This window comes from Pseudomonas sp. G5(2012) (genome assembly GCF_000408945.1).
In the GTDB taxonomy this organism is placed as follows: Bacteria; Pseudomonadota; Gammaproteobacteria; order Pseudomonadales; family Pseudomonadaceae; genus Aquipseudomonas; species Aquipseudomonas umsongensis.
On sequence record NZ_APIO01000031.1, the window covers coordinates 87,180 to 97,510 of the forward strand.

10 protein-coding genes are annotated in these 10,331 nt (G+C 58.6%); 6 read left to right on the plus strand and 4 right to left on the minus strand.

Annotated elements, in window-relative coordinates; genetic code table 11:
* Window positions 1-96 precede the first annotated feature (96 nt).
* On the plus strand, window positions 97-555 hold the full coding sequence (locus PG5_RS10090; protein ID WP_042955326.1) for a transposase: 459 nt from the start codon (window positions 97-99) through the stop codon (window positions 553-555).
* Between the two features lie 104 nt (window positions 556-659).
* On the opposite strand, the gene PG5_RS10095 is transcribed toward PG5_RS10090, so the two are convergent.
* A complete protein-coding gene (locus PG5_RS10095; RefSeq protein WP_020797014.1) occupies window positions 660-1,265 on the minus strand; it encodes a TetR/AcrR family transcriptional regulator in 606 nt (201 codons plus the stop codon).
* 134 nt (window positions 1,266-1,399) lie between these two features.
* On the opposite strand from PG5_RS10095, the gene PG5_RS10100 reads away from it, so the two are divergent.
* The gene (locus tag PG5_RS10100; RefSeq protein ID WP_020797015.1) at window positions 1,400-2,314 is read left to right on the plus strand and encodes a DUF808 domain-containing protein; all 915 of its coding nucleotides are present in this window, start codon (window positions 1,400-1,402) and stop codon (window positions 2,312-2,314) included.
* A 107-nt stretch (window positions 2,315-2,421) separates the two neighbouring features.
* On the opposite strand, the gene PG5_RS10105 is transcribed toward PG5_RS10100, so the two are convergent.
* Together PG5_RS10105 and PG5_RS10110 are read right to left on the minus strand one after the other, a co-directional pair.
* Window positions 2,422-3,210 (minus strand): VacJ family lipoprotein, encoded by a 789-nt coding sequence (locus tag PG5_RS10105; RefSeq protein WP_020797016.1) that lies wholly within the window; start codon window positions 3,208-3,210, stop codon window positions 2,422-2,424.
* A complete protein-coding gene (locus PG5_RS10110; RefSeq protein ID WP_020797017.1) occupies window positions 3,203-4,501 on the minus strand; it encodes a hypothetical protein in 1,299 nt (432 codons plus the stop codon). The genes PG5_RS10105 and PG5_RS10110 overlap by 8 nt, the downstream gene beginning before the upstream one ends.
* Before the next feature lie 223 nt (window positions 4,502-4,724).
* Here PG5_RS10110 and PG5_RS10115 point away from each other — a divergent pair, with 223 nt between their 5' ends.
* On the plus strand, window positions 4,725-5,096 hold the full coding sequence (locus tag PG5_RS10115) for a hypothetical protein (protein ID WP_020797018.1): 372 nt from the start codon (window positions 4,725-4,727) through the stop codon (window positions 5,094-5,096).
* Window positions 5,097-5,217: 121 nt separating this feature from the next.
* Here the strand turns inward: PG5_RS10115 and PG5_RS10120 are convergent, their stop codons facing one another.
* Entirely contained in the window at window positions 5,218-6,813 is a 1,596-nt protein-coding gene (locus PG5_RS10120) for an exo-beta-1,3-glucanase (protein WP_020797019.1), read from the minus strand.
* 288 nt (window positions 6,814-7,101) lie between these two features.
* Between PG5_RS10120 and PG5_RS10130 the strand changes: the two genes are divergently transcribed.
* The 3 genes from PG5_RS10130 (at window position 7,102) to PG5_RS10140 (ending at window position 10,158) form a co-directional block, all read left to right on the plus strand.
* Entirely contained in the window at window positions 7,102-7,953 is an 852-nt protein-coding gene (locus tag PG5_RS10130) for a glycine betaine ABC transporter substrate-binding protein (protein WP_008061176.1), read from the plus strand.
* 238 nt (window positions 7,954-8,191) lie between these two features.
* Window positions 8,192-8,503 carry a DUF485 domain-containing protein gene (locus PG5_RS10135; protein WP_008052644.1) on the plus strand — a complete coding sequence of 104 codons (312 nt, stop codon included), beginning with the start codon at window positions 8,192-8,194 and terminating at the stop codon, window positions 8,501-8,503.
* The gene (locus PG5_RS10140) at window positions 8,500-10,158 is read left to right on the plus strand and encodes a cation acetate symporter (protein ID WP_020797021.1); all 1,659 of its coding nucleotides are present in this window, start codon (window positions 8,500-8,502) and stop codon (window positions 10,156-10,158) included. The genes PG5_RS10135 and PG5_RS10140 overlap by 4 nt, the downstream gene beginning before the upstream one ends.
* The last annotated feature ends 173 nt before the right edge of the window (window positions 10,159-10,331 follow it).

Below are 10,331 nucleotides of genomic sequence, written 5' to 3' on the forward strand. Positions count from 1 at the left end.
GCATTTTTCCAGACACATCAAGCTAAAAGTCTGCAAGACGATATGGCATTTCCAAGGCTAGGCTTTTCATGATTCCATCATGAGAGAGGCAAAGGAATGCCTGATTTAGCTGCTTCGCATCGCTTGAGAACCGGGCGTTATGCCGAGCCCAATCGAATCTATCTCCTCACTAGTAACACACATGATCGAGAACCGATTTTTGCCGATTTCACTTTGGGCAGGTTGGTTGTTCATCATTTTCGCCAAGCACAAAATTCAGGGCTAGTGGACTCTCTAGCATGGGTAGTCATGCCGGATCATTTTCACTGGCTAATTGATCTGCGGCGGGGGTCGTTGAGTGAGCTGATGCAAAGGACCAAATCCTTAAGCACCAAGGCGATCAATCTGTGCACTGGTCGTCAGATCAGTCTGTGGCAAAAAGGCTTTCATGACCGAGCACTGCGCCGTGATGAAGACTTGGTAAAAATGGCTCGGTACATTGTGGCCAACCCGCTAAGGGCAGGGCTAGTCGAGCGGCTTGGCGACTATCCGCTGTGGGATGCGATTTGGGTTTGAACTGGAACCGAGTTGCCTTTTTCGCGAGCAGGCTCGCTCCCACAATGGATTGGGGGGAGTCCTCTGTGTGGGAGCTTGCTCGCGAATGGTCGCGCCGCGGTATATCAGTCCGGCTCACACCCCTTGAGCACCAGCCGGATAATCGTCTGCGCAGCCGCTTCATAATCCTCTTCATCCAGCTTGGCCTTGCCGGTGATAGCAGTGATCTGCCAGTCGAAGTCGGCGTAGGTCTGGGTCGCGGCCCAGATGCTGAACATCAGGTGATTGGGGTCGATTGGCGCAATCTGGCCACGATCGATCCAGGTCTGGATGCAGTCGATGTTGTGCTTGGCCTGGCCGTTGAGCTGTTCGACCAGGTCGGCACTCAGGTGCGGCGCGCCATGCATGATTTCGCTGGCGAACACCTTGGAGGCAAAGGGCAGGTCGCGAGAGATGCGGATTTTCGAGCGGATATAGCCGCTCAGCACTTCACTTGGCACACCGTCGGGATTGAACGGTGTCGAGGCCTGCAGAATCGGTTCGATGATGCTTTCCAGGACCTCGCGATAGAGGTTTTCCTTGGATTTGAAGTAGTAGTAGACGTTGGGCTTGGGCAATCCCGCCTTGGCTGCGATGTCACTGGTTTTGGTCGCAGCGAAGCCCTTGTCGGCAAATTCTTCGCTGGCGGCACGCAGGATCAGTTGTTTGTTGCGCTCGCGGATGGTGCTCATAAACCAGGGGGTTCCTTGCCTGTACTGGCGGTGGCGCATGGTAGCACCGGCCTTCGGCGAGGCTCAAGAATGCTCCGTGCGGCGTCAGGCCGCGCTATGCTGCACGGCATTCATTCAAGAAGGAAAGCCGATTCATGGCAGGAAGCAGTTTGCTCGTGCTGATCGACGACATCGCAGCCGTACTGGACGATGTGGCGTTGATGACCAAAATGGCCGCCAAGAAGACCGCCGGGGTGCTGGGCGATGATCTGGCGCTCAATGCCCAGCAGGTCAGCGGCGTGCGGGCCGATCGGGAAATCCCGGTGGTCTGGGCGGTCGCCAAGGGCTCATTTATCAACAAGCTGATCCTGGTGCCATCGGCACTGGCCATCAGCGCGTTCATCCCATGGCTGGTCACGCCATTACTGATGTTGGGTGGCGCTTACCTGTGTTTCGAGGGGTTCGAAAAGCTCGCCCATAAATTCCTCCACAGCAAGGCTGAAGACCAGGCCGAACATGCCGAACTGGTCGAGGCAGTGGCGGACCCGGCGGTCGATCTGGTGGCGTTCGAAAAGGACAAGATCAAGGGCGCGATCCGCACCGACTTCATCCTTTCGGCGGAAATCATCGCCATCACCCTCGGCGTCGTGGCCGACTCGGCGCTGACCCAACAAGTCGTCGTGCTCTCGGGCATCGCCATCGTCATGACTATCGGCGTCTACGGGCTGGTGGCCGGCATCGTCAAGCTCGATGACCTGGGCCTGTGGCTGACCCAGAAGCCTGGGCAGATGGCCAAAAGCATCGGCAACGGCATCCTGCGCGCGGCGCCGTACATGATGAAAAGCCTGTCGGTGATCGGTACGGCGGCCATGTTCCTGGTCGGTGGCGGCATCCTCACCCACGGTGTTCCGGTGGTGCATCACTGGATCGAAAGTGTCAGTGCGGGGGCGGGCGGTGCCGGGTTTATCGTACCGACGCTGCTCAATGGGGTGGCGGGGATTGTGGCGGGGGCGGTGGTGTTGGTGGGGGTTCTGGCCGTCAGCAAAATCTGGCGAGCAGTCAAAGGTTAAACCTGTAGGAGCCGGCTTGCTGGCGATTGGCCCTTGAGTCTTGTGTAGACCTTTCGAGCGCTATCGCTGGCACGCCAGCTCCTACAGGGTGTTTGTGGCCGATGGTATTACTCGGCGATCTGCAACTTGCGCGACTCGGTGTACACGTAGCGCACCTTCTCATACTCGAACGGCGAGTTCAGTTGGCCATAACGGAAGCTGGTCTGGTTGCGTTTGTCGATGCCGCGCAGGATCCAGACTTCTGGATGGGTGGAGCTGACCTCGGACACATTGAGGAAGTTGATTGCATTCTCGGCGCTGAAGTCGACTGCCAGCCCGCCCGTGTCACGCAGATTGGACGGTCCCAGGATCGGCAGTACGAAATAGGCGCCGCCCGGTACACCATAGAAGCCCAGGGTCTGGCCGAAGTCTTCGTTCTGGCGCGGCAGGCCCATGGAGGTGGCCGGGTCCCACAAGCCGGCGATGCCAATGGTGGTGTTGAGCAGCAGTCGACCGGTGATCTCCATCGAACGCTGGCCCTTGAACTGCAACAGGCTGTTCAGCAGGTTCGGTACGTCGCCGAGGTTGTTGAAGAAATTGCTGACGCCAGTGCGCAAGAAGCTCGGCGTGATATAGCGATAGCCGTCGACCACTGGCAGGAACACCCACTGATCGAACCGGTAGTTGAAGTGGTAGACACGGCGGTTCCACTGCTCCAGCGGGTCGTAGACATTCAGGGCGCCGAGTGTCGAGCGTTCGAATTCGCGCTGGTCCAGGCCCGGGTTGAACTTGAGTTTGCTCAGGGGTTCCTTGAAGCCGTCGCTGTCGATGACGACAGGGGCGTTGGCTTTGCTGTTATCCGCATGGGCAATGCCTGCACTGAGTAACGCGGCGATAAGCAGGAGGTATTTAGCCACGGAAGAACTCCAGCATGGCGTCGCTGTTGACGCGATAGTTAAGGTTGCCGCAATGGCCGCCCAGCGGGTAAACGGTCAGGCGATCGCCAAATGTCTTGCGCAGGAAACCCAGGTCTCCAGGGCCGAGAATCACATCGTCGGCATTGTGCATCACGGCGATCTTCGGGCTGTCATGCAGGTAGTCCTTCAGTGCATACAAGCTCACCTGGTCGATCAGTTGCAGCAGGCTGCCGCCGTCGGTGCGGGCGCGCCACATCGGGATGACCTGTTCGGTGATGTAGCAGTCGAAGTCGCACTGCAGTGCTCGCTTGAAGTACGGCGAGAGGCTGGTGCCTTCGGTGATGGGTGTCTTGGGTGGAGTGATCAGGCCACGACGGTTGATCAGGTCCGACGTAAAGGCGATATCGGCGGCCGAGAAGCGGAACGAGGTGCCGATGAGCATGGCCATCTGTTCGTTGCTCAGGTGCTGCTTGGACTGCTGGAAGTCGTAGAGCAGGGCGTCGTTGAGATCGATGTAGCCCTTCTGCTGGAAGTAACGGGTCAGTTTGTTCAGCACCAGCTCATAGAAGGTGGTGGTGTTGGTGATGCCCTTGACCTCGGTCTGGACCAGCCGGTCCAGGTTGGTGATCGAGGTGTAGAGATTGACCGGAGGATTAAGCAGAAGCACTTTCTTGAAGTTGAAGCTGCGGCGGGTTTCGTCCAGGTGCGCAACGAATGCCGCATCCAGCGCGCCCAGGCTGTAGCCGGTCAGGTAGTAATCGGTGACCGGCAGTTTAGGGTTTTGCGCTCGCACCGCTTGCATCACGCGATACATGTCTTCGGCGTCGTCCTTGGTGATACCGGGCGTGGCAAAGCGTGAGGCGGCGCTCATGAAGTCGAAGCTGGTGGGCGACGACAATTGCACCACGTGGTACCCGGCCTTGTAATAGAGCTTTTTCAGGTATTCGTTAAGGCTGCTGTCATAGCGCGCGCCCGTGCCGGCGATCAGGAAAATCAACGGCGCGGCTTTATCCTGGGTGGCAATGCGATAGGTGAGCTTCTTCACTGGCCAGAAGTTGTCAGGCAGTTCGAATGCGCGTTCCGGGCGCAAGGTGACGCTGCGATCCGCCTGATCGATGTCGTCGTCCAGCGGCAGCTCGGGGCGCAAATCCGGCGGCGTCGTGGCAATCGTTGCCTCGAACGGGTTGGTCAAGGGATAGCCATAACTGGCAGCGTCGATATCGACCGCCAGTGCGGACGCACTCAAAATAAGGCCGCCAAACAGGGCGGCGAAGCGCAAGGAACGGAGCATGACTAGATCCCTTAGAGAAGGTGCCGAATGAAGTTCGCAGGCTATGACCACTGGATCCGCGCCAAAGTGCCACGCATCGGCACCAAACAGGCCTTAATTCCGAGTAATAGTAGCGCGACGATACACTTTGCAGTGATTGAATGACCAGTTATCAGTTGTTATTGCTTGCGTCGGGCTGCCGGGGGATTAAGCTGGCCGCCGTTTTCGCGTATTGGAGTGCCCCATGTCCCGCCGTTTGCCCGTGATTGTGCTGCTTGTCCTGCTGCCCCTCTGGCTGATCGCCAGTTATGGCGCGCGCTACGGCTTCATGGAAGATGCGCAGTGGGTCGGTATTTGCGTGGATGAGGCAAGCCGTTGGGAATGCCAGGTGCGTTCGAACCTGGGGCTGATGATTCACTTCCAGGTATTGGGCTGGGGCGCGTTGGCTGCCGCCGTGATCGGCTTTGTGCTGCCAGGGCGGGCAGGGTGGTGGTTGGCGGTGCTGGCGCTGGTGTTCGGGTTTCCCGCATTGGCGTTGTACAACACGACGATGGCGGTGTTTGCGGTGGTGATTGCGGGGTTGCGGTTGGTCAGGGCCTCCCGTAGCACGCGATAGTGAGCTTTCGCGAGCAGGCTCGCTCCCACAGTAGATTTTCAATGAACACAGATTTTGTGTACTGCGATGATCACAATGTGGGAGCGAGCCTGCTCGCGAAGAGGCCGGATGCAGCGCCAAATCAGCCCTTGCGAACCCGCAAGCTGCGCCACAACGCCGCCACCATCAATCCACTCACCAGCGCCCAACCCCAGGCCTGCTGGTTGTGCAAACCTTCCTGATAAAGCTGAGGTGCAATACCGGCGCCAATGATGAAGGTCAACAGGGCGATCTCCCGACGCGGCACACTGACCGGGCGGCATAGATAAACCAGTGCCGGCACGATGAACGCAACGCTGGGGAAACTGCGATAGCGCGGATCAAATACCAGTTCAAGCATCGTTACCGCCGCGGCAAATCCTGCCACTGCCAGTATCCAGCCAGCCCGACGTTCCAGCGCATTGAATGCCCATCCGCGCCAACCGGTGCGGGGACTCAAGGTTAGCGCGGCATGGGCCAGCACCAGCACATTCAACGCGGTCAGCAAAGTAACCCATAGCCACTCACTGGCAAAACGCGTGGTGACCCGTGCCAGGTCGCCCCAGGCGCCAATCGAGCAAGCAGCCAGCGCCCCCAGCAGTGGCAGGACCAGTGCAGCGCGAGTGCTGCGCACGCGTCCACCGAGAAGCAGTGTGCCAAGGAAGATGAACCCACCCACCACCAGCCACTGCGACCAGTACGGCACATTGGTCACCGGTCCTGCGAGCACGCCCTTGTCCTGGCGATCCGCATCGAACAGTCCCCAGTAACCGCCGACCGCGCCCTCGCTGGCACGTTTCCACGGCTGGTCGAAGGCTTCGATGAGGTTGTAGTGCCAACCATGTTGCTCGGCCATGGCGACAAAACCACGAATGAACCTGGCTTCGTCGACCCGGCTTGGCAGGGCAATCCTGCGTTGACGGCCTTCACTCGGCCAGCCGGTCTCGCCTATGAACACATCCTTGGGGGCAAACATGCTGGCGAACGATTCGCGAATCATGGCGAGTTGCGACAGCGAGACCTCGACGTCCCAAGGGTAATCAGCCCAGTACGGCAGCAAATGGATGGTCACGAAGTCCACCGCCGGAGCGATTTCCGGGTGCTTTTGCCAGAACTCCCAGACGTCCGCATAGGTGACGGGCTGTTTGACCTGGCTTTTGACCCGCTCAATCAGTTTCACAAGCTGTGTGCTGGTGACTTCCTTGCGCAGCAGTGCCTCGTTGCCGACGATGACCGCCGTCACCACGTCCGGGTTGGCATTGGCTTCGGCGATCAGCAGCTCTACTTCCTTGGCGGTGTCCACCGGGCTGCTGTTGACCCAGGCGCCGATCATCATTTTCAACCCATGCTTGCGCGCCAGATCGGGTAGCGCCTCGAGCCCCGTCATCGAGTACGTGCGTATGCATTCGAAGCGAGTTGCCAGCAGCGCGAGGTCCGCATCCATGCGCTCGGGACGCAGGTTGAATGGCACGTCGAACGGCGACTGGTCCTTGTCGAAAGGAGTGTAGGAAGCGCATTGCAGCTTGTGCGTGGCACTGGCGACGTCCGGCAGGATCACCGGTTTGCCCAGGCCATACCAGAAGCCGCCGAGAGCAAACAGCCCCAGCAGGCAAGCAAATAAATACGCAAAAAAAGGAAAACGGGATGTCGCGGACATGGTCAGGCCGTGTGGGAGCAAAGCGGCGCATGTTACCTGCATTTATCTCCCGCTTGGTGGCCTGCATGATTTTGACATGCAAAGTTCGGGCGGATTGCCCGGAACGGTTGTCTGGCGCGGGATTAATGGCGTTCTGATGTCGTTTCTCGCTGCCTTGAGGTCGCTGGCAGAGCAGGTCGCTGATAGCGTCAGGTTGATGATCGCAACTGTCAGTACTCCACTGATGATCGAACGAGTTTGCGGTGGGGCGTGATGGGGGCGCTGTGCACTATAACTATACGTTGACGCGACTCGGCATCCGTCGAGCGCAGCACTTTCGGGGAAGTAACGATGAAGATGCGACGACTTTTAGGCGCAGGTGCCGCTCTGGTGCTTGCGATGGGCTCCACATTCGCCAATGCCGAGAACAAGACCCTGAGCATCGGTTACGTTGACGGCTGGTCCGACAGCGTTGCTACCACTCACGTGGCCGCTGAGGTGATCAAGCAGAAGCTGAATTACGACGTGAAGCTGCAAGCCGTCGCCACCGGGATCATGTGGCAGGGCGTGGCCACCGGCAAACTCGACGCCATGCTGTCGGCCTGGCTGCCAGTGACCCACGGCGATTACTGGGCCAAGAACAAGGACCAGGTCGTCGACTACGGTCCGAACTTCAAGGACGCCAAGATCGGCTTGATCGTACCGGAGTACGTCAAGGCCAAGTCGCTTGAAGACCTGAAGACCGATGACAGCTTCAAAAAACGCATCGTTGGCATCGACGCCGGTTCAGGCGTGATGCTCAAGACCGAGCAGGCGATCAAGGACTACGACCTGACCGGTTATCAACTCAAGGCCAGTTCCGGCGCCGGCATGATTGCCGAGCTGACCCGTGCCGAGAAGAAAAACGAATCCATCGCCGTGACCGGCTGGGTGCCACACTGGATGTTCGCCAAGTGGAAACTGCGTTTCCTGGAAGACCCGAAAGGCGTGTACGGCGCGGCTGAAACCGTGAACAGCATCGGCAGCAAAGAGCTGGCGACCAAGGCACCGGAAGTGGCCAAGTTCCTGAAGAACTTCCAGTGGGCTTCGAAGGATGAAATCGGCGAAGTCATGCTGGCGATCCAGGAGGGTGCCAAGCCTGAAGCAGCGGCCAAGGATTGGGTAGCCAAGCACCCGGAGCGCGTGGCTGACTGGATCAAGTAATAGCTGCACCGCCGTACCCTGTGGGAGCGAGCCTGCTCGCGATGCGTTCTGTCAGTTGACCGAGATGTCGACTGATCTGACGCTTTCGCGAGCAGGCTCGCTCCCACATTTATTTATTCTTGCTGGACTTTGGCGAATACGTCACGTGGTTCTAAGACTAAGGTCGTCTGGAACCTGCCCCGCAGCCGCATAGAGTGGATACCGTTCCAACTAAATCTGTGCTGCGAGGATAAAAACAATGAACGACAGCATTTACCTCTCGATTCAAAACAGCCCGCGATTCAAGGAGCTGGTTAGCAAGAGGGAACGATTCGCCTGGATTCTTTCGGCGATCATGCTAGGGCTTTACTCCGGATTCATCCTTTTGATTGCTTACGGGCCGCAGGTGCTGGGGGCGAAAATCAGCCCTGAGTCATCGATTACCTGGGGCATACCGATAGGTGTCGGGCTGATTGTTTCAGCCTTCATCCTGACCGGGATCTACGTACGACGCGCCAATGGCGAATTCGACGACTTGAACAATGCGATTCTCAAGGAGGCTCAGCAATGATCCGGCGTCTAATGGCTCTCTTGAGCATCGCAGCCTTCGCACCGGGCGCCTGGGCGGCTGACGCCCTGACCGGCGCCGTGCAGAAACAACCGCTTAACGTGTCGGCGATTCTGATGTTCGTCGCATTCGTTGGCGCGACCCTGTGCATCACCTACTGGGCGTCCAAGAAAAACAAGTCGGCCTCCGATTACTACGCGGCGGGCGGCAAGATCACCGGCTTCCAGAACGGCCTGGCGATTGCCGGTGACTACATGTCGGCGGCGTCCTTCCTGGGTATTTCCGCGCTGGTGTTTACCTCCGGCTACGATGGCCTGATCTACTCGATCGGCTTCCTGGTGGGCTGGCCGATCATTCTGTTCCTGATCGCCGAGCGCCTGCGCAACCTGGGCAAATACACCTTTGCCGACGTGGCGTCCTATCGCCTGGGGCAAACCCAGATCCGCTCGCTGTCCGCTTGCGGTTCACTGGTCGTGGTGGCGTTCTACCTGATCGCGCAAATGGTCGGTGCCGGCAAGCTGATCCAGCTGCTGTTCGGTCTCGACTACCACGTTGCGGTGATCCTGGTCGGTATCCTGATGCTGGTGTACGTGATGTTCGGCGGCATGCTGGCGACCACCTGGGTGCAGATCATCAAGGCTGTGTTGCTGCTGTCCGGCGCTTCCTTCATGGCGCTGATGGTGATGAAGCACGTCAACTTCGACTTCAACATGTTGTTCTCCGAGGCGATCAAGGTTCACCCTAAAGGTGAAGCGATCATGAGCCCGGGCGGCCTGGTGAAAGATCCGATCTCGGCATTCTCCCTGGGGTTGGCGCTGATGTTCGGTACCGCTGGCCTGCCGCACATCCTGATGCGCTTCTTCACCGTGAGTGACGCAAAAGAAGCGCGCAAGAGCGTGTTGTACGCCACCGGCTTCATCGGCTACTTCTATATCCTGACCTTCATCATCGGCTTCGGCGCGATCCTGCTGGTCAGCACCAACCCGGCCTTCAAGGATGCGGCTGGCGCGCTGTTGGGCGGTAACAACATGGCGGCGGTGCACCTGGCCAATGCGGTCGGTGGCAGTATCTTCCTGGGCTTCATCTCGGCGGTAGCGTTCGCAACCATCCTGGCAGTGGTGGCCGGCCTGACCCTCGCCGGTGCCTCGGCGGTGTCCCATGACCTGTACGCCAGCGTGATCAAGAAGGGCAAGGCCAACGAGAAGGACGAGATCCGCGTGTCGAAAATCACCACCATCGCCCTGGCGGTGCTGGCGATCGGCCTCGGCATCCTTTTCGAAAGCCAGAACATCGCGTTCATGGTCGGCCTGGCATTCTCTATCGCGGCGAGCTGCAACTTCCCGGTGCTGCTGCTTTCCATGTACTGGAAAAAGCTGACCACTCGCGGCGCGATGATTGGTGGCTGGATGGGTCTGGTGAGCGCTGTGGGCTTGATGGTGCTTGGCCCGACCATCTGGGTGCAGATCCTGCATCACGAGAAGGCGATCTTCCCGTATGAGTACCCTGCACTGTTCTCGATGATCATTGCCTTTATCGGGATCTGGTTCTTCTCGATTACCGACAAGTCGACGGCGGCTGACAACGAGCGGGCGCTGTTCTTCCCGCAGTTCGTTCGTTCGCAGACTGGTTTGGGGGCGAGCGGGGCGGTTTCGCACTAAGGCTTCAAGTTTGTTGGCTTAAATAGAAATGCCCCGATTGAGAGATTGGGGCATTTTTTTTGGGCGGTTATCGGACATTTTAGACGTGAGATTTGTCTGCGAAGGCGGCCTTACAGCCGACCTATCTTTTGTTAACCGGGTACATATCCATTCCTGCGGTAACGGCGACTTAT

Excerpts from the sequence above, each read along its gene's own strand:
- PG5_RS10090 (WP_042955326.1), top strand. The coding sequence starts at position 97 with ATGCCTGATTTAGCTGCTTCGCATCGCTTGAGAACCGGGCGTTATGCC.
- PG5_RS10095 (WP_020797014.1), bottom strand. The coding sequence starts at position 1,265 with ATGAGCACCATCCGCGAGCGCAACAAACAACTGATCCTGCGTGCCGCC.
- PG5_RS10100 (WP_020797015.1), top strand. The coding sequence starts at position 1,400 with ATGGCAGGAAGCAGTTTGCTCGTGCTGATCGACGACATCGCAGCCGTA.
- PG5_RS10110 (WP_020797017.1), bottom strand. The coding sequence starts at position 4,501 with ATGCTCCGTTCCTTGCGCTTCGCCGCCCTGTTTGGCGGCCTTATTTTG.
- PG5_RS10115 (WP_020797018.1), top strand. The coding sequence starts at position 4,725 with ATGTCCCGCCGTTTGCCCGTGATTGTGCTGCTTGTCCTGCTGCCCCTC.
- PG5_RS10120 (WP_020797019.1), bottom strand. The coding sequence starts at position 6,813 with ATGCAGGTAACATGCGCCGCTTTGCTCCCACACGGCCTGACCATGTCC.
- PG5_RS10130 (WP_008061176.1), top strand. The coding sequence starts at position 7,102 with ATGAAGATGCGACGACTTTTAGGCGCAGGTGCCGCTCTGGTGCTTGCG.
- PG5_RS10135 (WP_008052644.1), top strand. The coding sequence starts at position 8,192 with ATGAACGACAGCATTTACCTCTCGATTCAAAACAGCCCGCGATTCAAG.
- PG5_RS10140 (WP_020797021.1), top strand. The coding sequence starts at position 8,500 with ATGATCCGGCGTCTAATGGCTCTCTTGAGCATCGCAGCCTTCGCACCG.